Below are 20,367 nucleotides of genomic sequence, written 5' to 3' on the forward strand. Positions count from 1 at the left end.
GAGAATTTCCTTCAAGCGTACCGTTCGGCGTCTTGCTGTCATGGACAGGCCCGGCTTACGGGACTAGACCTGCCTCCAAGACACTTGCAGCAACGGCCATCCGCGATGACGACCGCTTGCGCGGAGGAAATTCAATGGCCGATGCAACATCCAAACCCGTTTCCGCTCCCGCCGCCGAAGCGACGATCCTGCCGATCATCCTGGCGGTCAGCTTCTGCCACATGATCAACGACATCATGCAGTCGATGATCTCGGCGATCTATCCGATGCTGAAGACGGATTATGCCCTCGATTTCTGGCAGATCGGCATCCTGACGCTCGCCTTCCAGTGCACCGCCTCGCTTCTGCAGCCGGTGATCGGCATCATCACCGACAAGAAGCCGTTCCCCTATTCGCTGCCGGTCGGCATGGGCTCGACCTTCATCGGCCTGTTCATGCTGGCGAACGCGCATTCCTATGTGGTGCTGGTCATCTCCGCCTCGCTGATCGGTATAGGCTCGGCCGTCTTCCATCCGGAATCCTCGCGCGTGGCGCGTCTCGCTTCCGGTGGCCGTTACGGGATGGCGCAGTCGGTCTTCCAGGTCGGCGGCAATTTCGGACAGTCGATCGGCCCGTTGCTCGCGGCCTTCATCATCGTGCCGAACGGTCAGGGCAGCGTTGCCTGGGTCTCGGTCGGCGCGCTCCTCGGAATCGTCATCCTCACCGGCGTGGCGCGCTGGTACAAGGCGCATATGCTCGCCAACCAGGGCCGCAAGCGGGTGCTGAAGGCCCATAACCTTTCGAAGCGCACGGTGACCGTCGCGCTCATCGTGCTGACCATCCTGACCTTCTCCAAGAACGCCTACATGGCATCGATCAGCAGCTATTACACCTTCTTCGTCATCGAGCGCTTCCAGGTGACGGTGCAGCAGTCGCAGATCATGCTGTTCATCTTCCTGGGCGCCGTCGCGCTCGGCACCGTTATCGGCGGGCTAGTAGGAGACAAGTTCGGTTCGAAGGTGGTGATCTGGTTCTCGATCCTCGGCGTGCTGCCGTTCACGCTCGCCATGCCGTTTGCCAACCTGCCGGTGACGATCGCGCTTTCGGCCATCATCGGCTTCATCATGGCCTCGTCCTTCCCGGCGATCGTGGTGATGGCGCAGGAACTGGTGCCGGGGCGGGTGGGCATGATCGCCGGCATCTTCTTCGGGATCGCGTTCGGGATCGGCGGCATCGCCGCGGCCGTGCTCGGTGTCTTTGCCGACCAGTACGGCATCACCTTCGTCTACAATGTCTGCGCCTTCCTGCCGGTGCTTGGTCTGCTGACGGTTTTCCTGCCGGGGAAAAAGGCCCTGCGGGTCGCCTGAGAACGAATCTTCAGCTATGTGATGCTGGTACGGATCGCTTTTGCGGCCGCCAGCGTTATATCGCCCGGCAGGGGTGATGTCGCCGAAGAGGAGTGAGCGAGATGGAATGGAAAGGCCGCCGGCAATCGGACAATGTCGAAGACCAGCGTGGCGCTTCCATGGGCGGCAGTCCGCTCGGACGGGGCGGATTTCGCATTCCGGTCGGTGGCGGTGGCCGCCGCGGGGGCGGGCTTGGCATAGGCGGGATCATCGTCATCCTGATCATCTGCTGGATCACCGGCATCAACCCGCTGTCGCTGCTATCGGGCGAACTCGGCATGGACGGATCAGGCTTCGAGCAGCAGCAGACGACCGGCAACCGCACACCCGCCAATGATGAGACAACTGCGTTCGTGCGTACTGTGCTCGCCGAGACGGAAGATACCTGGAACGGCATTTTCCAGGCGAATGGCCAGAAATATCAGGAGCCGGTGCTGGTGCTGTTTTCCGGCCAGGTGAATTCCGCCTGCGGCTTTGCCTCTTCCGCGACCGGGCCTTTCTATTGCCCTGGCGATCAAAAGCTTTATCTCGACACCAATTTCTTCAAGGAACTCGAGAAGCGTTTCGAGGCGGCCGGCGACTTCGCCGAGGCCTATGTGATCGCCCATGAAGTCGGCCATCATGTGCAGAACCTGCTCGGCATCCTGCCGAAGTTCAACCAAGCCCGCCAGCGGATGAGCGAGGCCGACGCCAACCGCATGTCGGTGCGCGTCGAACTGCAGGCCGACTGCTTTGCCGGCGTCTGGGGCAAGTTCACCCAGCAGAAGGGCATTCTCGATAAAGGCGACCTCGAAGAGGCGCTGAACGCCGCCCAGCAGATCGGCGACGATACGCTGCAGAAGCGCAGCCAGGGTTACGTGGTGCCGGAAAGTTTCAACCACGGCACGTCGGCACAGCGCGCACGCTGGTTCAAGCGCGGGTTCGATACCGGCGACATGAAGGCTTGTGATACGTTTTCGGGGAATGTCTAAGGGCTTGCTCTGTTTGGATCCTCGGGTCTTGGCCCGAGGAGGACGAACGGGGAGGGTGGAGCCAGGATACCCCCCTCTGCCCTGCCGGGCATCTCCCCCTCAAGGGGGGAGATCACAAGAGGCACGATCCCCGCCTCTAAATAAATACTGCCCAGGAAGTGAAGTTCAATGTAGGGCAGTGAGCTGGCCACAGCCAATCTCCCGCCTTGAGGGGAGATGCCCGGCAGGGCAGAGGGGGTGAGCGGCACCCTCAGGAGCCAAATTACTTATACATCCCCTCGCGCAGGTTGATGCCGTATTCGACATAGGCCTTCATGGCGCAGAGCATCTGCGACCAGCCCTGGCAGTTGCCGTAGGAGGCTTCCAGCCCGCCCTTCGTTTCGCGCCAGCCTTCCTCTGCGATCGTCACCAGCGTGCGACTATCCTCCAGTGGCTCGAAGGTCATGGTGACCGTCGTCTTGTAGTCGGCGGGCGCGACGTTTTCCGGGCCCTGTTCGGCCGCATTGCCCTCCGTCGCATCCCAGCGCAGCACGATCTTCCTGTTCTTTTCCACCTCGACCACGTCGACCGGGAAGGCGCCCGGAAAGTCGTGAAAATCCCAGGTGACCGTCGCGCCGGGTTCGAGCCGTCCCTTGGCACCGCCTGTGGTGAAATAACCCGACAGCTTCTTCGGGTCGGCAACGGCTTCGAAGACTTCCTCGACCGGTTTCGAGATCCGGCCCGATACCTTGAACTTCAGTTCCATGATCTTTCTCCCTTGTTTCTCCCTGCCTTATAATGTTATAAAAATATAACATGTCAAGCGATGAAAAAAACGACCTGATTTTCAAGGCCCTGGCGGCGACGGTTCGCAGGGAGATTCTGGACGAGTTGAAGGATCGGCCGCAGACGACGGGCGATCTCTGCGCCCGGTTTCCCAAGCTCGACCGCTGCACCGTGATGCAGCATCTGAAGGTTCTGGAAGGTGCGGACCTGGTGCTGGTGAAGCGCGAGGGCAGGGAGCGCTGGAACCACCTCAATCCGCTGCCGATCAAGGCGATCCACGACCGCTGGATCGGCGCCTATGCGGCGCGTGCGGTCGACATGCTCGATCGGATGAAGCGGGATCTGGAAGACTAGCGGATCAGCAGAGCGGTGCCGTAAAGCCCGAGCGCGAAAACGGTGTGGGCGGCGAAATTGAGGAGACGCACCTTGTTCGGCCTCGGCGTCTTCGAGGCGGCCCATCCGAGACCAAGGCCTGGCTGCATCAGGAACCAGCCGGCACCGATGGTGACGATGCCGAAAATCCACGCGGGAATGAAGGTCGGTGCGGCGAACCAGGCCGGCCCCACGATCACGGCAAGGATCACCCCGTAGAGGAGACCGACGGCATAATGGCCGGCCCAGCCGAGGGCGAGTTCATGTTCGTAAGGGGCAGCGGCGGCAATGCTGTCGTGGAAGACCTTTCCGCGCCGCAGGTGCCAGAACCAGCGGCCCGCCGGCGCCCAGTTGGCCTTGGGCTGGCCGAAGACCTTGTGCAGGACGATCGCCCAGAGATCCATCAGGATGGTTGCGCCAAGGCCTATGAGGATGCCGCGCCAGAAAAGTTCGATCATGAAAGAGATCTGCCTGAGAGAGGGAGTTCACCTCCAATCTCTATGGGCTCCGGTTTGGGCTGTCGAGGCCTTCCGGTCTTCCAGACGGAACATCCGGGTTGCCCGAACATCGAAATCCCGACCCGGCTGGACGATGCACGGTGGTGTACCTTTCATCAAAAAATTTGAGATGTTCACGGATTGTTTCGGTTTTCTTTTGCCGTTATGTAGGCAACCCGGCGAGTTGATCGTCTTTCCAGAAAACACCATTGCTAGAGAGACATTTAATGCTCGACCCGAAATTTGTCCGCCGCGGCCTTTTCCTCGTCTTCATGATCCTGTTCCTCGATATCATCGGGATCGCGATCATCATGCCGGTGCTGCCGACCTTCCTGCGCGAGCTGACCGGCGACGACATGAGTGCGGCGGCCGTCGATGGCGGCTGGCTGCTGCTCATCTATTCGGCCATGCAGTTCCTGTTCGCGCCGTTGCTGGGCAACCTTTCCGACCGGTTTGGTCGGCGGCCGATCCTGCTCGCATCGGTCCTTACCTTCGCACTCGACAATCTGATCTGCGCGGCTGCCACCAGCTTCTGGATGCTGTTCGTCGGCCGGGTGCTGGCCGGCATTTCCGGCGGCAGTTTCGCCACCTGCTCGGCCTACATTGCCGACATCAGCAATGACGAAAACCGGGCCAAGAATTTTGGCCTGATCGGCATCGCCTTCGGCGTCGGTTTCACAGTCGGGCCGGTGATCGGCGGGCTGCTCGGCGAGCTCGGGCCGCGCGTGCCGTTTCTCGGCGCCGGGCTGTTGTCGCTCGCCAATTTCGTCGCCTCCTGGTTCCTGCTGCCGGAGACGCTCGACAAGGCGAACCGTCGCAAGTTCGAGCTGAAGCGCGCCAATCCGCTCGGCGCCCTGCGTCAGATGCGCCACTATCCGGGCATCGGCTGGGTCATGCTGGTGATGTTCCTCTACTGGCTGGCGCACGCCGTCTATCCGTCGGTCTGGTCCTTCGTCTCCGCCTATCGCTATGGCTGGAGCGAGGGGCAGATCGGCCTGTCGCTCGGGCTGTTCGGCATCTGCGCCGCTGTTGTCATGGGCTTCATCCTGCCGAAACTGGTGCCGGTGCTCGGCGAATGGAGGACGGCGGTGCTCGGGCTGTGCTTCTCCTGCCTCGGCCTCACCGGTTATGCCTTCTCCTGGGAGGGGTGGATGGTCTATGCCGTCATCCTCCTGACCACGATCGAAAACGTCGCCGACCCGGCGCTGCGAAGCATCGCTTCGGCCAAGGTGCCTCCCTCAGCCCAAGGCGAGCTGCAGGGCGCGATGACGAGCCTCACAAGCCTGACGACGATCATCGGTCCGTTGATCTTCACGCAGCTCTTCAGCGCGTTTACGGGCGAGCATGCGAAAGTGGAGTTCGCAGGCGCACCCTACATGATGGCGGCGATCTTCCTGGCTTGTGCGACCGTGGTGTTTTTGAGCCGGATTTCACGAAAAACGCCTGAGGTTCCGCTCGAAAACGAGCTCACTCATCAGATTTCTTGAACCGACGTCCAAAAATTCTACTGAATCGCCTGTAAGTGTTGCCGCACGGATGATGCTCCTCTATAGGCTGCATCATCCGCCGCTCGCCAGTTCCTGGAAGCGGCTTTTTTCGTCTGCGGAGGTGCCCATGTCGAGCCTTTCCACCACCATGGCTGTGACGACGACGGACAATTCCTGGTCCGCGCACATGCGTGCGACCCTGGCACTCGGCGTGCCGCTGGTTGGGGCGCAGCTGGCGCAGATGGCAATCAACACGACGGACGTCATCCTGGTCGGCTGGCTCGGGACAACCGAACTCGCCTCGGTGGTGCTCGCCACCCAGATGTTCTTCCTGGTCTTCATCTTCGGCACCGGGTTTACCAGCGCCGTGGTGCCGATGGTGGCACAGGCGCTCGGGCACGGCGATACCCGCTCGGTGCGCCGTGCGGTGCGCATGGGGCTGTGGATCGCGCTTGCTTTCGGCGTGCTGACGGCGCCGCTCCTGTGGTTTTCCGAACCCATCCTTCTGACGCTCGGGCAGCAGCCGGATGTTGCGGCGAATGCACAGAGTTATCTGCGCATCGCCCAATGGGGCATTTTCCCGGCACTCGGGCTGATGGCGCTTCGAAGCTTCGTCACCGGGCTCGAGAAGGGCGGCATCGTGCTCTACGTCACGATCGCGATGTTCTTCATCAATGCCGGCCTCGCCTATCTGCTGATCTTCGGCCATTTCGGCGCGCCCGACATGGGGCTGCACGGGGCGGCGATCGCTTCCGTTGCCGCCAACCTGTTCGGTTTCGTGGCTGCTCTCCTTTATGTGGAAAGCCAGCCGAAAATGCGTGCCTACGAGATCTTCGTGCGCTTCTGGCGGCCGGACTGGAGCATGGTGCGCGAGATCATCGTGCTCGGCCTGCCGATCAGCTTCACCATTCTGGCGGAAACCAGCCTGTTCTCGGCCGCGTCCCTGCTGATGGGCGTCATCGGCAAGCTGGAGCTCGCAGCCCACGGCATCGCGCTGCAGCTCGCGGCGATTGCCTTCATGATCCCGCTCGGCCTGTCGCAGGTGGCGACGGTGCGCGTCGGGCTTGCCGACGGCCGCGGCGATCTTCTGGGCGTCAAGCGCGCCGCCATCGCCGTGCTCGTGGTCAGCGTGCTCTTCACGACGATCGGCAGCGTGCTTTATGCGACGATCCCGCGCTTCTTCGGCAATCTCTTCCTGGATATACGCAAGGAGGATGCCGCGACAGTGCTGGAATTGGCGGTGCCGCTGATCGTGATCGCCGGGGCTTTCCAGCTGGTCGACGGATTGCAGGTGGTCGGTGCCAGCCTGTTGCGTGGCCTGAAAGACACCAGGGTGCCGATGGTGCTGGCGCTGATCGCCTATTGGCCGATCGGTTTTTCCTGCGCCTGGGTGTTCGCCTTCCCGCTCGGTTTTCGCGGCGAGGGCGTCTGGTTCGGCTTCGTCACCGGGCTTGCGGCTGCGGCCGTATTGCTTTGCGGCCGTTTCTGGCTGCTGGTCAACCGCCGGACGATGGCGGCCCACTGAGTTTCAGCGGGCTGTCCGTGTTGGTCAGGCCGGCAGGAGTTCCTGCAGAACCGCCCTGTGGTAGAAGCCGATGTTGGTCTCCACGCCGAGGCGTCGGCTCAACGCCTGCCGATCGATACCTGCCTCGTCATCCGATTTTGCGACTGCGGCGATGACCGGCTGAAGGACGTCCTCGCCTTCGAACTGGAGGATGGTGATGACATTGAACAATCCGGCGATGGAAGCCTGTTCAAGGATCAGATCCTCGACGAATCCCGGCTGGGCGCGGATCACCTCATGCGTCCTGTGAACCAGCGCCATGAATTCTTCGCGCCCTTCGACCGGAACCGCAAACCTGTTGACGCGAAAGATGCGTCGATTCTGTATTTCGCTCATATGAAAAACCCCTGCTCGTTTCTGAACAGGGGCGTTTATGGGGCCTCAACCAATGTTGAGGTCAATAGGCGTCTGCGGATTTTTTAGAGCGCCGGAAATCAGCGTTCCGCAAGGGCAGGCTCGCCCTTCTTCTCGCGCACCATGTTGATGAAGCGGCGGAAGAGATAGTGGCTGTCCTGCGGGCCCGGCGAAGCTTCCGGGTGATGCTGGACGGAGAAGACCTGCTTGCCGGTGACGCGCAGGCCGCAATTGGTGCCGTCGAAGAGCGAAATGTGAGTCTCCTCAACCCCTTGCGGCAGAGACTTCGAATCGACCGCGAAGCCGTGGTTCATCGAGACAATCTCCACCTTGCCGGTGGTGTGGTCCTTGACCGGATGGTTGGCGCCGTGATGGCCCTGGTGCATCTTCTCGGTTTTTGCGCCGAGAGCGAGACCGAGCATCTGGTGGCCGAGGCAGATGCCGAAGGTCGGGATGTCGGTCTTGATGACGTTCCTGATCACCGGCACGGCATATTCGCCGGTCGCGGCCGGATCGCCCGGGCCGTTCGACAGGAAGATGCCGTCCGGCTTCAGCGCCAGGATGTCTTCGGCCGAGGTCTGGGCAGGCACGACCGTCACCTTGCAGTCGAGGCCGGCAAAGAGGCGCAGGATGTTGCGCTTCACGCCGTAATCGATGCAGACGATGTGATATTTCGCATCTTCCGGCTTCAGTTCGCCGTAGCCTTCATTCCAGACCCAGGGCTTCTGGGCCCATTGCGACGACTGGCCGGATGTCGCCTCCTTGGCGAGGTCGAGGCCTTCGAGGCCGCTCCAGGCACGAGCTTCGGCCTTCAGCGCTTCGATGTCGAAGACGCCGTTCGGATCATGGGCGATGACGGCGTTCGGGGCGCCGTTCTGGCGGATCCAGGCGGTCAGCGCGCGGGTGTCGATGCCGGACAGGCCGATGATGCCGCGGGCCTTCAGCCAGCCGTCGAGATCCTTGGCGGCGCGGTAGTTGGAGGGTTCGGTGATGTCGGCCTTGAAGATCGTGCCGACCGCGCCGCGGCGGGCCGCCGGCGTCAGGTCCTCGACGTCTTCCTCGTTGGTGCCGACATTGCCGATATGCGGGAAGGTGAAGGTGACGATCTGGCCGAGATAGGAGGGGTCGGTCAGGATTTCCTGGTAGCCGGTCAGCGCGGTGTTGAACACCACTTCGGCCGGCACCTTGCCGGTCGCGCCGATGCCGGTTCCTTCGATCACGGTGCCGTCGGCCAGAACGAGCAATGCGGTGGGTTTCTTGGTGGTCCAGGGAGCGGTCGCGGTCATATCCATCCTTCTGCCTCACCGGTCCCGTCCCTTGAAGAGACAGGCTGTGGGGGCCATCTATGGTCGTGAGAGACGGGCGCGCGGAAATCCCGGCGCAAGCCCAAACCTCTAAATCTCGTGCAGGTGCCGGAAAATAGACAAAGCGGGCGAGGTGGTCAATCTCGACGCTCAAGAATTCCACGGGGTTTATAAGCCATGGGATTCAACGGTTTGGGCGAATTGATTTGATCGGCCCGGACCTGTCGTCTATGACTGCGGCGTGAATGCCAAGGAAAAGCCACAATTCATCCAGCCTGCGACCGGGCTTTTCCCAAGGAGAAAAAACGATGTTGCGCGACAAGCTTTCCGATGCGCTGAAGGAATCCATGAAGGCCAAGGACACCCGCCGGCTTTCGACCGTGCGGCTGATCCAGACTGCGATCAAGGATCGCGACATCGCCAATCGCGGTCTCGGCAAGGACCCGGTCAGCGATGACGACATCCTGCAGATCCTCCAGAAGATGGTGAAGCAGCGCGAGGAATCGGCGAAGATCTACGAGGATGCCGGACGCGCCGAGCTTGCGACGCAAGAGCGCGCGGAAATCGAGATCATCAAGGGATTCATGCCTGAGCAGCTCTCGGACGAGAAGGTGCAGGAGCTGATCAAGGCGGCGATCGCCGAGTCCGGCGCGCAGGGCCTGCGCGACATGGGCAAGGTCATGGCGGTGCTGAAGGAAAAGCATCCGGGCCAGATGGATTTCGCCAAGGCTTCCGCCGTGGTGAAAGATCTTCTGAAGTAAGCTGCCCTTTCAATACCGGCAAATGAAAGGCGGGAATCCGATCATCGGATTCCCGCCTTTTTGCTCTTCCGGATCTCGCCGGCCGGATCGCGGACTTGCCGCCGATTCCTATTTGTTGAGGCGCTTCTGTTCGCGCATGTAGTGTCTGAGCACAGCGTTGATGCGGGTCTGGTAGCCTTTGCCTGTGGACTTGAAGAAATCGATGACGTCCTCATCGACACGAAGGGAGATGGACTTCTTGGGCTTCGGCACGACAAGCGTCGCCTTGGACCAGTCGATATCCTTGAACTCCGCCCAATCGGGGTCGTCCGCAATCGCGCGGTCGATATCCTCATCGGTCATGGCATCGACACGCGCCCAGTCGGTCTTGCTTTCGCCTCTCGCGACTATTCCGTCGATGTCTTCAGCCGAATATCTGACGATACGCTCTTTGCTCATGTTTGCTCGCAGTTCTGGCGGAAATGATCCTGCAGACCTCGCCGCGCATCGTGTAGACTACGGCGATGAGGCGTCGCTGCTCGGGACATACGGCCAATGTCCGGATTTCTCCGTTTCGTTGGGTCTCAACCTCTATATGGGCAACTTCAACGCTTTTGCCGCGTCCGGAAAGTCTATCCCATGTTTCTGAAAGTTGGTCTGCCTTTTGGCTTCATCCCACTCAAAGAATGGGAATGATCTTTCCGCCTTGATCATGGTGACCCGTTTCTGAGATGTAGCAAGGGGAAATAACCATGGGGCGGCCTCCTGATCTGGTGTGGCACAGCGTAACTACGATTTGTATATACACGGACGCTGCCAGTCAAGCCTGTGAATAGCGGGTAGCGTTTGTCTTGATGGTAGCGTTCCTTCCGACCCATGCTTATATGGGAGAGCCAAGGCAGAGGTAGAAATGCGCTTTTCCAACAGTTTTCTCGACGAGATTCGCGATCGCGTGCCGATATCGGGCGTGGTCGGCCGGCGGGTGACGTGGGATCGCAAGAAGACCAACGTTTCGCGTGGCGACTATTGGGCCTGCTGCCCTTTTCATGGCGAGAAGAGCCCGAGCTTCCATTGCGAGGACCGCAAGGGCCGATACCATTGCTTCGGCTGCGGGGTCTCGGGTGATCATTTCCGGTTCCTGACCGATCTCGAAGGGCAGAGTTTTCCCGAAGCGGTGCAGACGGTCGCCGACATGGCCGGCATCGCCATGCCGCAGCCGGACCCCCAGGCCGAGAAGCGCGAGAAGGAACGCACGACGCTGCTCGACGTCATGGAGCTGGCGACGCAATTCTTCCAGGACCAGCTCCAGAGCGCCGTCGGGGCCAAGGCGCGCGCTTACCTGCGCGACCGCGGACTGACGGGCCGCACCATCGAGACCTTCCGTCTCGGTTACGCGCCCGAAAGCCGCAATGCGCTGAAGGAACATCTGGCCGCCAAGGGCGTGCCCAAGGACCAGATCGAGGCCTGTGGCCTCGTCGTGCACGGGGAGGGGATCGCGGTCTCCTACGACCGTTTTCGCGACCGCATCATGTTTCCGATCCTCTCGTCGCGGGAAAAGGTGATCGCCTTCGGCGGCCGCGCGATGGCGCCTGACGCACCGGCGAAATATCTCAACTCCAACGAGACCGAGCTCTTCCACAAGGGGCAGGTGCTCTACAATTTTTCGCGTGCCAGGCGGGCCCAAGGTGTCGGAAAGCCGGGGCAGGGCGAGGGTACGATCATTGCGGTTGAAGGGTACATGGACGTCATCGCGCTGCATCAGGCGGGCGTCGAGAATGCCGTGGCACCGCTCGGGACCGCGCTCACCGAAAACCAGCTAGAGCTTCTTTGGCGGATGACGCCGCAGCCGGTGCTCTGCTTCGACGGCGACGGTGCCGGCCTCAGGGCGGCAAGCCGTGCCGCGGATCTGGCGCTTCCCTTCCTGAAACCGGGAAAATCGGTGCGTTTTGCGCTTCTGCCTGATGGCAAGGATCCGGACGACCTCGTCCGCCATGAGGGCCGCGCTCCCTTCGACAAGGTGCTTAACGAAGCAAAGCCGCTGGTGGAGATGATCTGGCAGCGAGAGGCGTCGTCGGCAAGTTTCGACACGCCGGAAAAACGTGCGGAACTGGAGGCGCGGTTGAAGCAGATCGTTTCCGTCATCGCCGACGAAAACGTGCGCCGGCACTACCAGCAGGCTATCCGCGACCGGTTGAACAGCTTTTTCGCGCCGGCTCCGCGCGGCGGCGGCGACCGGCGGCAGAATTTTCAGCGCGGTGCCGGCGGCGGCAAGCCGGGCCAGGGCGGTCCGCCCCAGGGGCCTCGTGCCGCAGGACGGGCTGCGGGGGTTTCAGACCGTCTTGCCCGTTCCGGTCTGGTGCGCGGTTACCGCGACCTGCCGGCGCTTCGCGAAAGCGTGCTGGCGCTCACCATCGTCAACCATCCGCAGCTGCTGCTGGAGGAATATGACGAGATCGCCGCGATCGATTTCGAGAACCGCGACCTGCAGCGCTTCTGGTCGGCGATGCTGCCGGCGGCCGCAACGGCCGGTGCCAACCTTTCGCGCGAATACCTGATGCAGCGGCTTGCCGGCGAGGGGTTCGACGTCATCCTGAAGTCGCTCGACCAGCAGGTGCGTAACGCGCGGCTCTGGACCGCGACCGAGATCGCCGCACTGGAAGATGCCCGCGAGGGCTATCGCCAGGCGCTCTCGCTGCACAAGCGCACCAAGGCGCTCAGGCTTCAGAAGATCGAGCTGGAGCGGGAGATCGCCGAAACGACGGAAGCGGGCGATGCCCGCGAGATCGAGCCGCTTTTGCGCGCACTTTCCGAAGTCCAGCTCGAAATCGTCCGCATGGAAAACCAGGAAGCGATTATCGACGGTTTCGGGGTGCTTTCGGGCCGGGTGAAGGGGGCGGCCGTCAGCCACGGCTGAGGACGCGTGGCCGGTGAAATCCTGGCCCTTGCCGAATGATGACGCGGCCCTATTGTATCCGCGTGAGTCGGCTGATTGGGGAGCCTGATGCGGATTGCGGGAAGCTGTCATTGCGGCAATGTCGCCTTCGAGGCTGAGGGCGAGTTCGATACCGCGATGGAATGTAACTGTTCCCTCTGCCGGAGAAAGGGCGTGCTTCTGGCCTTCGTTCCGCGCAGTCAGTTCGAGCTTGCGACCTCGCGGGAGAATCTGTCCTCCTACCAGTTCAACAAGCATGTGATCACACACTACTTCTGCACCAATTGTGGGATCGCTCCGTTCAGCGAGGCGACGATGCCGAATGGCGCGGAGATGGCGGCGATCAACCTGAGATGCGTGCCGGAAATCGACATTGCTACACTCACGGTAACCCAGTATGACGGCGCTTCCCGCTGAGGAACGTGTCGAACGAGAAGCATAAACCTTTATGTCTACGCAAAGCCTTGTCTTTCAGGGCCTGCCGCCTACATATCGGTTAAATCTGGTGAGCGTACCCCTATTAGACCCCTCAAAGGGCATATTTTCGACTTTTCCTGGGTATGACCTATGGAAAGGCTTGACGGATCGTTAATTTGTGGGAATCACCATCTCAAGGCAAAATAGGCGGAGTGGGTCAATAGCACCGAACATGGCCGGTGATCCTCTGGTAGGACGGTCCTCGAGTCAAAAACGGCCGCCGAATGGTAATCGGGAATTAAAGGTCATTCCGTTACGTGTTGGACAGTGATTCGCGACTAAGGCGGTCAACCCCGTCTTCAGCCGGTGGCCACGAAGCGCGGCGAAAGTAGCGTTCAGGGAAAGCGACGAAATACATGGCAACAAAAGTCAAAGAAAACGAAGAAGCAGAGAACGAACGCGAAGGCTCGCACGACGGTCCGCTTCTCGACCTTTCTGACGACGCCGTCAAGAAGATGATCAAAGCCGCCAAGAAGCGCGGCTATGTGACCATGGACGAGTTGAATTCGGTCCTGCCGTCGGAGGAAGTCACCTCCGAGCAGATCGAAGACACGATGGCGATGCTGTCGGACATGGGCATCAACGTCGTCGAAGACGAAGAGGCGGAAGAAACCACCGCCAGCGACGACGATGCTGACGGCGACAGCGACGACAATGAGAGCGAAGGCGGCGAAATCGCCACCACCTCCAGCACTGCGCTCGCGACTGCGAAGAAGAAAGAGCCGACCGACCGTACCGACGACCCGGTGCGCATGTATCTGCGCGAAATGGGCTCCGTCGAGCTTCTGTCGCGCGAAGGCGAAATTGCGATCGCCAAGCGCATCGAAGCCGGCCGCGAAACGATGATCGCCGGGCTCTGTGAGAGCCCGCTGACCTTCCAGGCGCTGATCATCTGGCGCGACGAGCTCAACGAAGGCACGACCCTGCTTCGCGAGATCATCGATCTCGAAACGACCTATTCCGGTCCCGAAGCCAAGGCTGCGCCGCAGTTCCAGAGCCCGGAAAAGATCGAGGCCGACCGCAAGGCTGCCGAGGAGAAGGAAAAGACCCGCAAGGCCCGCTTCTCCGCTGCCAATGACGACGACATCACCGCCGTCGGCGGCGAAGGCATGAACCTCGAGGAAGAAGAGGAAGACGACGACGAGTCGAGCCTTTCTCTCGCTGCGATGGAAGCCGAGCTGCGTCCCCAGGTCATGGAGACGCTCGACACGATCGCCGACACCTACAAGAAGCTGCGCAAGCTGCAGGACCAGCAGGTCGAGCAGCGTCTGGCGGCAACCGGTACGCTGTCGTCGGCCCAGGAGCGCCGCTACAAGGAGCTCAAGGACGAACTGATCACCGCGGTCAAGTCGCTGTCGCTCAACCAGAATCGCGTCGATTCTCTGGTCGAGCAGCTCTACGACATTTCCAAGCGCCTGATGCAGAACGAAGGCCGTCTGTTGCGTCTCGCCGAATCCTACGGCGTCAAGCGTGACTCGTTCCTCGAACAGTACCAGGGTGCGGAGCTCGATCCGAACTGGATGAAGTCGATCGCCAATCTGGCCGCCCGCGGCTGGAAGGAATTCGCGCGCGCCGAGAACACCACGATCCGCGATATCCGCCAGGAGATCCAGAACCTTGCGACGGAAACCGGCATCTCGATCGCCGAATTCCGTCGCATCGTCTCGATGGTGCAGAAGGGCGAGCGCGAAGCGCGTATCGCCAAGAAGGAAATGGTCGAAGCGAATCTTCGCCTCGTCATCTCGATCGCCAAGAAGTACACGAACCGCGGCCTGCAGTTCCTCGACCTCATTCAGGAAGGCAATATCGGCCTGATGAAGGCGGTCGACAAGTTCGAATACCGCCGCGGCTACAAGTTCTCGACCTATGCCACCTGGTGGATCCGGCAGGCGATCACCCGTTCGATCGCCGACCAGGCCCGCACGATCCGCATTCCGGTGCACATGATCGAGACGATCAACAAGATCGTCCGCACATCGCGCCAGATGCTGCACGAGATCGGCCGCGAGCCGACCCCGGAAGAACTGGCCGAAAAGCTTGCCATGCCGCTCGAAAAGGTCCGCAAGGTCCTGAAGATCGCCAAGGAGCCGATCAGCCTCGAAACCCCGGTGGGCGACGAAGAGGATTCGCATCTCGGCGATTTCATCGAGGACAAGAACGCGCTTCTGCCGATCGATGCGGCTATCCAGGCGAACCTGCGCGAGACCACGACCCGCGTTCTCGCCTCGCTCACGCCGCGTGAGGAACGCGTGCTGCGCATGCGCTTCGGCATCGGCATGAATACCGACCACACGCTTGAAGAAGTCGGCCAGCAGTTCTCGGTCACCCGCGAACGTATCCGCCAGATCGAAGCGAAGGCGCTGCGCAAGCTGAAGCATCCGAGCCGCAGCCGCAAGCTGCGCAGCTTCCTGGACAGCTGAGCGGTTTCAACCATTGGAAAAGAAGAGACCCGGTTTGCGAGAGCAGGCCGGGTTTTTTGTTGTCAAAGAAGGATGCTGCTTCCGCTCAATTCTTTTGCGGCGATGGCAAAGCGCTTGTCCAGCGTTACGATCGCGGCGCCGGCTTCCATTGCGACGGCAAGATGCAGTGCATCGCCCGAGCGGAGGCCGAGATCGTGAAGGTCGGTATAATTGGCTGCGGTTTGGAAATGCGCTCTTGATACGGGAACGACTTCAAACGAGGTTTTCGTCATGATCCGGAATTCCGACAGCGCTGAAAGATGCTTAGTCGGAGAGAGGCTACCCGCTCGCCGTTTCAGGGAAAGAGCGGACGATATTTCCGTGATTGTCCAGTCGCTGATGAAGAAAGGCAGAGCTTCCTGAGCTGCGAACCAGCTATCGACCCGATCGACTGATGCTTCGTTGGAAAGAAGTGCCACAATGGCCGAGGTATCGATGTAGAACATCAATATCTTTCGTCATCCCGCATTCGACGCACGAAGGTGCCTGCGTCTTCCTCCTGCGGTGGCATTCCTTCCCTTAGGGCTCTAAGCCGTTCAAAATCGATCGGCTGCTTTCTCGGCTTGGGGGGCGCCAGCTGCGCGACAGGTTGACCGTCGCGTGTAATCTCAACCGTTTCGCCTTTGGCGACGCGGTCGATCAATTCGCCGAGTTTTTCTTTCGCTTCCGCCAGAGTGATCGCGGTCATCGTGATCTCCGAATTGTCCCTTAAGTATAGGTCGGAAGTCCTGCTTTCGCAATCAATGCCCGACCGAACCGGAAAACACGTTGACCACCACGACGCCGGAGATGATCAGGCCGAGGCCGATGATGGCGGCGGTGTCGAGGGTCTGGCGGAACAGGATAGTGCCGACCGCCGAGATCAGCACGATGCCGAGGCCGCTCCAGATCGCGTAGGCAATGCCGACCGGCAGCGTACGCAAGGCGATCGACAGGAGATAGAAGGCGGTCCCATAGCACAGCCCCATCAGGATGGTCGGGAGCGCGCGGGTGAACTGCTGGCTCTGCTGCAGGAAAGTCGTGCCGATGACTTCCAGCACGATTGCACCGGCGAGCGCGCCGTAGGTGAGGATTGCGGGGTTCATTTTCGTTACTCTTGTTTCGTAAGGCTTTGCAGGTGGTCGCGGAGTTCGGCGAGTTCTTTTGCCGGCAGACCGTCCGCCTCCATGAGATTGGCGAGCCAGATGCCATCCGCCGCGTAGCGCGCGAGCTTGAGGGCCGGATGACTGTCGGTTTCAGTATGGCGCTCAAGCCGGTCGCTCATCCATTCCGACCAGAGCTGCCTGAGCCGCGCATCGGTCATGCAGGAGATCGACAGCGCCGCCCAGGGGCTTTCGGCCCCATCGCGGGTCACCTGGAAAAAGGCGTCGACATAGGCACGCGTGAACCGGCCCCGGTCGATTGCGTCCTCGCTCATCAGCCGGTCGATTTCCACATCGAGCTTGCCCAGCAGGTCTTCGAAGACGGCTTCGATCAGCGCCTGCTTGCTCGGGAAATGATGCAGCAACCCGCCCTTGGTGACCGAGGCCGCGTTGGCGACCGCCTGCAGGGTGAGGCTGCCGAGACCTTCGTCCACGGCACATCGAGCCGCATGATCCAGAAGGGACCGCCGCACCTGTTCGGGCTGTTTTTCGCGTCTATGAGCTTGTGACATAAGCAAAAATACCATATGGTCGGTTTGTTTGCAATGGCAAACTACCCTTGGATCCCATGGGAGAGGGGCGGCAGCGCAACTCGTTTCCGGAAAGCTGTATTTTGCGTTGTTTTGATCACTCGGGGACTCGATCCGGCCGGCTTTCCATCTTACATCCGCTGCCATGACGGATTTACCTGGAAAGCCGCGCGGTGACATAGGATGGGGCATCCCTGCCTCCATCCTGGTGCATGTCGTCTTCGTGGCGGCCCTTTTCTTCCACCTGCCGGTCGACCAGTCCGAGCCGGAGAGGGAGGAGAGCGTCCAGGTCGAGATCGTGCCTCCACCGGAAGAGCAGAAGGCCGAAGAGAAGAAGCCGACCGAAGAGGCGAAACCGGAGGAGAAAAAACCTCCGGAACCTGCAAAACAGGAAGAGGCCAAGAAGGCGGAGCCGCCTCCGGCGGCGCCTGAGGAAAAACCCGCCGAACCGCCGCCCTCCGCCGAACAGGCCAAGGGGCAGCCCTTGCCGGTTCTGCGTCCGGTCTTCGAATTTGGCGAGAAGGATGGCGGGCCGAAGAAATCCGAAACCGGCAATGCATCGAAGGAAACGACTACTCCGCCCGCCGAGAGCAAGGCGGATGCGCAGGCCGTCGAGCCGGTAAAGCAGGCGAAAGAGGCCCCTACCGTCGTGGAGGCGCCACCGGCCAATCCGGTGCCTGACGATATCCAACTGCCGGAGGTCGGCATTGCGGCAGCCAACGGATTGCAGAACGCTCCCGTTGCCGGCACCTCGCCGGATGCGACCAAGACCGAAATCGTGACTGCGCCGCCGGCCGCGTCGCCCAAGAGCGACCCTTCCAAGACGCCGACTGGGGCCAAACCGGTCGAGCTGACGGAGGCAAAGACGCTGTTTTCGCAGAGCGAGACGGACGATCCGGTTGCCACGACGGCGATGCGCAATGTGCCACGAGGAGTGCGGGCGGGCCAGCTTTGCGCCACGGAGCTTCGCGAGCAGCTGCGACATTCGGCTCAAGCCTACAGACCGGAAATGCTGCCGGCCTATCGTCTACCCAGCGGCACGGTCCTCGAAGTTAAGCGGGGCGCCTTCCGGGCCAATGCGCAGTGGTACGACCTGAGTTTCCGCTGCGAGGTCGATGACGATGCCACCAAAATCGTGTCCTTCGCATTCGACATCGGCGCGCCGGTGCCGCAAAGCGAGTGGCGCAGGCGCGGCTTTCCGGAATTGTGAGAAGCCTCCGCCTACGCCTAGTCGGGGCGTAATTGATGCAGGTATAGCAAGAGTCGCCGCCTGGCTTGATTGACCCGCGAGCCTCTTTGACTATGCTGCGGCCACATTGAAGATGAGGCCTGCCATGAAAGCCATGTTCTACGATGCCTTTGAAAAGGCACCCGAAATCCGCAATCTTCCCGACCCGGAGCCGACCTTTGGCGGCGTGGTGGTCAAGGTCGGCGCGACGGGGCTCTGCCGCAGCGACTGGCATGGCTGGATGGGGCACGATCCCGATATCCGCCTGCCGCATGTGCCGGGCCATGAGCTGGCCGGCAAGGTGGTGGCGACCGGCAAGGGCGTCATGCGCTTCAAGATCGGCGATCGGGTGACGGTGCCTTTTGTCTCCGGCTGCGGCCATTGCTCCGAATGCCATTCCGGCAACAGCCAAGTCTGCCCCAACCAGTTCCAGCCGGGCTTTACCCATTGGGGTTCGTTCGCCGAATATGTGGCGATCGATTATGCCGACACGAACCTTGTGCACCTGCCCGAGGAGATCGACGATGCGACGGCGGCGAGCCTCGGCTGCCGGTTTGCGACCTCCTTCCGGGCTGTTGCCGACCAGGCCCGCACCGGGCCTGGCGATTGGGTCGCCGTGCATGGCTGCGGCGGTGTAGGGCTCTCTGCCATCATGATCGCCACGGCGCTCGGCGCCAACGCGATCGGTATCGATCTTTCCGAGGACAAGCTGGCGCTTGCCCGTCAATGCGGCGCTGTCGCGACGATCAATGCGAGCACCGTGCCGGACGTGGTCGAGGCAGTCCGCGAGATCACCAAGGGTGGGGCGCATGTGTCGATCGATGCGCTCGGCCATCCCGTCACCTGTTTCAACTCGATCAAGAATCTGCGCCGCCGCGGCCGGCATGTGCAGGTCGGGCTGATGCTCGGCGAACACGCGACGCCCTCGATCCCGATGGCGCAGGTGATCGGCCACGAGTTGGAGATCTACGGCAGCCACGGCATGCAGGCCTGGCGCTATGACGCCATGCTCGCCATGCTGACGGCCGGCAAGATGAAGCCGCAGCAGCTCATTTCCAGGCGCATCAGCCTGGAAGAGGCGGTGCCGGGGCTGATGACGATGGACAAGTCGGAAACACCCGGAATCAGCGTGATCACCACATTCTGACGTTCGGAATTGTTCGTCAGCCTTGGCCGGAGCATTCCGCTTCGGCCGCTTGGTGACGGTTGGGCGCGCCCTATATGCAAGGCATGCGTCGAACCCGAAAGGACGAGCCATGAACGCCAGAGCCCAGAGAATTCCAGGACCGGATCATCCGATCACCGTCGAGCACAATCCGGCGCGGGTGGTAGTGAAGCTCGCAGGCAAGGTGGTCGCCGACAGCGTCAATTCGCTGACGCTGCGCGAGGCCTCCTATCCGCCGGTGCATTATATTCCCCGCAAGGATGTGGACATGTCGCTGCTTGAGCGAACCGACCACCAGAGCTACTGCCCCTACAAGGGCGAGGCCTCCTATTTCAGCATTCCCGCCGGCGGCGAGCGATCGAAGAATGCCGTGTGGTCCTATGAGAACCCGTATGACGCGGTTGCCGGGATCGAACAGCATGTCGCCTTCTATCCGGACCGGGTCGACTCCATCGAGGAGTTTGGCACGCCGGAAGCAGGCCAGTTCTGACAAGCGGATGGGCGGTCGAGCGCGCTTGCCGCGCTTCGGGGCCCTGCGGGTAAGAACCCTGGAGGCGAAGAAAAACCCGACACCCTTGTCGGCTTTGCTTTCCCTCCCACGTCCTTGGGGTGTTGACGCAACAAGGAGGAAAATCATGCCCTATGTCGACGGGTTTATTCTTGCCGTCCCCAAGGCCAATCTCGAACGCTACAAGGACATGGCGCGCCTTGCCGGCACCGTGTGGATGGAAAACGGCGCACTGTCCTATGTGGAATGCTTGGCCGACGACGTGCCCTATGGAGAGCTTACGTCCTTCCCGCGCGCGGTGCAGGCCAGGGAGGACGAGATCGTCATCTTCTCCTGGATCACCTATGAAAGCCGGGCCCGCCGGGACGAGATCAATGCGAGGGTGATGAAGGACGAGCGGTTTTCCGGAGACGAGTGGACCCACGTCTTCGACGGCAAGCGGATGATCTTTGGCGGCTTCGAGCCTTTCCTGACATTGTAGTCGGCC

The 20,367-nt window shown here is 61.3% G+C and carries 23 protein-coding genes; 13 read left to right on the plus strand and 10 right to left on the minus strand.

Annotation, left to right across the window (positions count from 1 at the left end; translation table 11 throughout):
- The first annotated feature begins 134 nt into the window (after positions 1 to 134).
- The gene (locus ACZ9EJ_RS05120) at positions 135 to 1,346 is read left to right on the plus strand and encodes an MFS transporter (RefSeq protein WP_046639032.1); all 1,212 of its coding nucleotides are present in this window, start codon (positions 135 to 137) and stop codon (positions 1,344 to 1,346) included.
- A 101-nt stretch (positions 1,347 to 1,447) separates the two neighbouring features.
- The gene (ypfJ, locus tag ACZ9EJ_RS05125; RefSeq protein ID WP_046639033.1) at positions 1,448 to 2,356 is read left to right on the plus strand and encodes a KPN_02809 family neutral zinc metallopeptidase; all 909 of its coding nucleotides are present in this window, start codon (positions 1,448 to 1,450) and stop codon (positions 2,354 to 2,356) included.
- Between the two features lie 262 nt (positions 2,357 to 2,618).
- On the opposite strand, the gene ACZ9EJ_RS05130 is transcribed toward ypfJ, so the two are convergent.
- Positions 2,619 to 3,101, minus strand: coding sequence for an SRPBCC family protein (locus ACZ9EJ_RS05130; RefSeq protein ID WP_046639034.1), 483 nt, complete (start codon positions 3,099 to 3,101; stop codon positions 2,619 to 2,621).
- A 50-nt stretch (positions 3,102 to 3,151) separates the two neighbouring features.
- On the opposite strand from ACZ9EJ_RS05130, the gene ACZ9EJ_RS05135 reads away from it, so the two are divergent.
- Positions 3,152 to 3,475, plus strand: a complete 324-nt coding sequence (locus ACZ9EJ_RS05135; RefSeq protein WP_046639035.1) for an ArsR/SmtB family transcription factor — start codon at positions 3,152 to 3,154, stop codon at positions 3,473 to 3,475.
- Here ACZ9EJ_RS05135 and ACZ9EJ_RS05140 read toward each other — a convergent pair.
- Positions 3,472 to 3,951 carry a DUF2938 domain-containing protein gene (locus ACZ9EJ_RS05140; protein WP_046639036.1) on the minus strand — a complete coding sequence of 160 codons (480 nt, stop codon included), beginning with the start codon at positions 3,949 to 3,951 and terminating at the stop codon, positions 3,472 to 3,474. The genes ACZ9EJ_RS05135 and ACZ9EJ_RS05140 overlap by 4 nt on opposite strands.
- A gap of 266 nt (positions 3,952 to 4,217) precedes the next feature.
- On the opposite strand from ACZ9EJ_RS05140, the gene ACZ9EJ_RS05145 reads away from it, so the two are divergent.
- Positions 4,218 to 5,477: a TCR/Tet family MFS transporter gene (locus tag ACZ9EJ_RS05145; protein ID WP_046639037.1), complete on the plus strand. Its 1,260-nt coding sequence runs from the start codon at positions 4,218 to 4,220 to the stop codon at positions 5,475 to 5,477.
- A 127-nt stretch (positions 5,478 to 5,604) separates the two neighbouring features.
- A complete protein-coding gene (locus ACZ9EJ_RS05150; protein ID WP_046639306.1) occupies positions 5,605 to 7,002 on the plus strand; it encodes an MATE family efflux transporter in 1,398 nt (465 codons plus the stop codon).
- Between the two features lie 24 nt (positions 7,003 to 7,026).
- On the opposite strand, the gene ACZ9EJ_RS05155 is transcribed toward ACZ9EJ_RS05150, so the two are convergent.
- On the minus strand, positions 7,027 to 7,377 hold the full coding sequence (locus ACZ9EJ_RS05155; RefSeq protein WP_046639038.1) for a hypothetical protein: 351 nt from the start codon (positions 7,375 to 7,377) through the stop codon (positions 7,027 to 7,029).
- A gap of 98 nt (positions 7,378 to 7,475) precedes the next feature.
- Positions 7,476 to 8,681, minus strand: coding sequence for a glutamine-hydrolyzing carbamoyl-phosphate synthase small subunit (gene carA, locus ACZ9EJ_RS05160; RefSeq protein WP_046639307.1), 1,206 nt, complete (start codon positions 8,679 to 8,681; stop codon positions 7,476 to 7,478).
- 326 nt (positions 8,682 to 9,007) lie between these two features.
- Between carA and ACZ9EJ_RS05165 the strand changes: the two genes are divergently transcribed.
- A complete protein-coding gene (locus ACZ9EJ_RS05165) occupies positions 9,008 to 9,460 on the plus strand; it encodes a GatB/YqeY domain-containing protein (RefSeq protein ID WP_046639039.1) in 453 nt (150 codons plus the stop codon).
- Positions 9,461 to 9,568: 108 nt separating this feature from the next.
- On the opposite strand, the gene ACZ9EJ_RS05170 is transcribed toward ACZ9EJ_RS05165, so the two are convergent.
- Positions 9,569 to 9,898, minus strand: a complete 330-nt coding sequence (locus ACZ9EJ_RS05170) for a BrnA antitoxin family protein (protein ID WP_046639040.1) — start codon at positions 9,896 to 9,898, stop codon at positions 9,569 to 9,571.
- The gene (locus ACZ9EJ_RS05175) at positions 9,864 to 9,995 is read right to left on the minus strand and encodes a BrnT family toxin (protein ID WP_251089937.1); all 132 of its coding nucleotides are present in this window, start codon (positions 9,993 to 9,995) and stop codon (positions 9,864 to 9,866) included. The genes ACZ9EJ_RS05170 and ACZ9EJ_RS05175 overlap by 35 nt, the downstream gene beginning before the upstream one ends.
- 354 nt (positions 9,996 to 10,349) lie before the next feature.
- On the opposite strand from ACZ9EJ_RS05175, the gene dnaG reads away from it, so the two are divergent.
- The 3 genes from dnaG to rpoD all read left to right on the plus strand — a co-directional run bounded on the left by dnaG (position 10,350) and on the right by rpoD (position 15,268).
- Positions 10,350 to 12,353: a DNA primase gene (gene dnaG / locus ACZ9EJ_RS05180; RefSeq protein ID WP_046631005.1), complete on the plus strand. Its 2,004-nt coding sequence runs from the start codon at positions 10,350 to 10,352 to the stop codon at positions 12,351 to 12,353.
- Positions 12,354 to 12,440: 87 nt separating this feature from the next.
- A complete protein-coding gene (locus ACZ9EJ_RS05185) occupies positions 12,441 to 12,788 on the plus strand; it encodes a GFA family protein (RefSeq protein WP_046631003.1) in 348 nt (115 codons plus the stop codon).
- Between the two features lie 416 nt (positions 12,789 to 13,204).
- Entirely contained in the window at positions 13,205 to 15,268 is a 2,064-nt protein-coding gene (rpoD, locus tag ACZ9EJ_RS05190) for an RNA polymerase sigma factor RpoD (RefSeq protein ID WP_037076197.1), read from the plus strand.
- 62 nt (positions 15,269 to 15,330) lie between these two features.
- Here rpoD and ACZ9EJ_RS05195 read toward each other — a convergent pair whose 3' ends face one another.
- The 4 genes from ACZ9EJ_RS05195 to ACZ9EJ_RS05210 are packed head-to-tail and all read right to left on the minus strand — an operon-like array spanning position 15,331 to position 16,883.
- Complete coding sequence (locus ACZ9EJ_RS05195; protein WP_046639041.1) at positions 15,331 to 15,753, minus strand: type II toxin-antitoxin system VapC family toxin; 423 nt, start codon at positions 15,751 to 15,753, stop codon at positions 15,331 to 15,333.
- Positions 15,753 to 15,995: a type II toxin-antitoxin system Phd/YefM family antitoxin gene (locus ACZ9EJ_RS05200; RefSeq protein ID WP_046630997.1), complete on the minus strand. Its 243-nt coding sequence runs from the start codon at positions 15,993 to 15,995 to the stop codon at positions 15,753 to 15,755. Before ACZ9EJ_RS05200 ends, ACZ9EJ_RS05195 begins: the two co-directional genes overlap by 1 nt.
- Before the next feature lie 52 nt (positions 15,996 to 16,047).
- Complete coding sequence (locus ACZ9EJ_RS05205) at positions 16,048 to 16,392, minus strand: DMT family transporter (RefSeq protein WP_046639042.1); 345 nt, start codon at positions 16,390 to 16,392, stop codon at positions 16,048 to 16,050.
- 5 nt (positions 16,393 to 16,397) lie between these two features.
- Positions 16,398 to 16,883 (minus strand): TetR/AcrR family transcriptional regulator, encoded by a 486-nt coding sequence (locus tag ACZ9EJ_RS05210; RefSeq protein ID WP_251089938.1) that lies wholly within the window; start codon positions 16,881 to 16,883, stop codon positions 16,398 to 16,400.
- A 241-nt stretch (positions 16,884 to 17,124) separates the two neighbouring features.
- On the opposite strand from ACZ9EJ_RS05210, the gene ACZ9EJ_RS05215 reads away from it, so the two are divergent.
- The 4 genes from ACZ9EJ_RS05215 to ACZ9EJ_RS05230 all read left to right on the plus strand — a co-directional run bounded on the left by ACZ9EJ_RS05215 (position 17,125) and on the right by ACZ9EJ_RS05230 (position 20,361).
- Positions 17,125 to 18,189 carry a DUF930 domain-containing protein gene (locus ACZ9EJ_RS05215; protein WP_046639044.1) on the plus strand — a complete coding sequence of 355 codons (1,065 nt, stop codon included), beginning with the start codon at positions 17,125 to 17,127 and terminating at the stop codon, positions 18,187 to 18,189.
- 124 nt (positions 18,190 to 18,313) lie between these two features.
- Positions 18,314 to 19,354, plus strand: coding sequence for a zinc-dependent alcohol dehydrogenase family protein (locus tag ACZ9EJ_RS05220; protein ID WP_046639045.1), 1,041 nt, complete (start codon positions 18,314 to 18,316; stop codon positions 19,352 to 19,354).
- Between the two features lie 109 nt (positions 19,355 to 19,463).
- Positions 19,464 to 19,862 carry a DUF427 domain-containing protein gene (locus tag ACZ9EJ_RS05225; protein ID WP_046630987.1) on the plus strand — a complete coding sequence of 133 codons (399 nt, stop codon included), beginning with the start codon at positions 19,464 to 19,466 and terminating at the stop codon, positions 19,860 to 19,862.
- A 145-nt stretch (positions 19,863 to 20,007) separates the two neighbouring features.
- The gene (locus ACZ9EJ_RS05230; RefSeq protein ID WP_046630985.1) at positions 20,008 to 20,361 is read left to right on the plus strand and encodes a DUF1428 domain-containing protein; all 354 of its coding nucleotides are present in this window, start codon (positions 20,008 to 20,010) and stop codon (positions 20,359 to 20,361) included.
- Positions 20,362 to 20,367 lie beyond the last annotated feature (6 nt).

This window comes from Neorhizobium sp. USDA 3394 (assembly GCF_056280385.1).

Excerpts from the sequence above, each read along its gene's own strand:
- ACZ9EJ_RS05120 (WP_046639032.1), top strand. The coding sequence starts at position 135 with ATGGCCGATGCAACATCCAAACCCGTTTCCGCTCCCGCCGCCGAAGCG.
- ypfJ (WP_046639033.1), top strand. The coding sequence starts at position 1,448 with ATGGAATGGAAAGGCCGCCGGCAATCGGACAATGTCGAAGACCAGCGT.
- ACZ9EJ_RS05130 (WP_046639034.1), bottom strand. The coding sequence starts at position 3,101 with ATGGAACTGAAGTTCAAGGTATCGGGCCGGATCTCGAAACCGGTCGAG.
- ACZ9EJ_RS05135 (WP_046639035.1), top strand. The coding sequence starts at position 3,152 with ATGTCAAGCGATGAAAAAAACGACCTGATTTTCAAGGCCCTGGCGGCG.
- ACZ9EJ_RS05140 (WP_046639036.1), bottom strand. The coding sequence starts at position 3,951 with ATGATCGAACTTTTCTGGCGCGGCATCCTCATAGGCCTTGGCGCAACC.
- ACZ9EJ_RS05145 (WP_046639037.1), top strand. The coding sequence starts at position 4,218 with ATGCTCGACCCGAAATTTGTCCGCCGCGGCCTTTTCCTCGTCTTCATG.
- ACZ9EJ_RS05150 (WP_046639306.1), top strand. The coding sequence starts at position 5,605 with ATGTCGAGCCTTTCCACCACCATGGCTGTGACGACGACGGACAATTCC.
- ACZ9EJ_RS05155 (WP_046639038.1), bottom strand. The coding sequence starts at position 7,377 with ATGAGCGAAATACAGAATCGACGCATCTTTCGCGTCAACAGGTTTGCG.
- carA (WP_046639307.1), bottom strand. The coding sequence starts at position 8,681 with ATGACCGCGACCGCTCCCTGGACCACCAAGAAACCCACCGCATTGCTC.
- ACZ9EJ_RS05165 (WP_046639039.1), top strand. The coding sequence starts at position 9,008 with ATGTTGCGCGACAAGCTTTCCGATGCGCTGAAGGAATCCATGAAGGCC.
- ACZ9EJ_RS05170 (WP_046639040.1), bottom strand. The coding sequence starts at position 9,898 with ATGAGCAAAGAGCGTATCGTCAGATATTCGGCTGAAGACATCGACGGA.
- dnaG (WP_046631005.1), top strand. The coding sequence starts at position 10,350 with ATGCGCTTTTCCAACAGTTTTCTCGACGAGATTCGCGATCGCGTGCCG.
- ACZ9EJ_RS05185 (WP_046631003.1), top strand. The coding sequence starts at position 12,441 with ATGCGGATTGCGGGAAGCTGTCATTGCGGCAATGTCGCCTTCGAGGCT.
- rpoD (WP_037076197.1), top strand. The coding sequence starts at position 13,205 with ATGGCAACAAAAGTCAAAGAAAACGAAGAAGCAGAGAACGAACGCGAA.
- ACZ9EJ_RS05195 (WP_046639041.1), bottom strand. The coding sequence starts at position 15,753 with ATGTTCTACATCGATACCTCGGCCATTGTGGCACTTCTTTCCAACGAA.
- ACZ9EJ_RS05200 (WP_046630997.1), bottom strand. The coding sequence starts at position 15,995 with ATGACCGCGATCACTCTGGCGGAAGCGAAAGAAAAACTCGGCGAATTG.
- ACZ9EJ_RS05205 (WP_046639042.1), bottom strand. The coding sequence starts at position 16,392 with ATGAACCCCGCAATCCTCACCTACGGCGCGCTCGCCGGTGCAATCGTG.
- ACZ9EJ_RS05215 (WP_046639044.1), top strand. The coding sequence starts at position 17,125 with ATGACGGATTTACCTGGAAAGCCGCGCGGTGACATAGGATGGGGCATC.
- ACZ9EJ_RS05220 (WP_046639045.1), top strand. The coding sequence starts at position 18,314 with ATGAAAGCCATGTTCTACGATGCCTTTGAAAAGGCACCCGAAATCCGC.
- ACZ9EJ_RS05225 (WP_046630987.1), top strand. The coding sequence starts at position 19,464 with ATGAACGCCAGAGCCCAGAGAATTCCAGGACCGGATCATCCGATCACC.
- ACZ9EJ_RS05230 (WP_046630985.1), top strand. The coding sequence starts at position 20,008 with ATGCCCTATGTCGACGGGTTTATTCTTGCCGTCCCCAAGGCCAATCTC.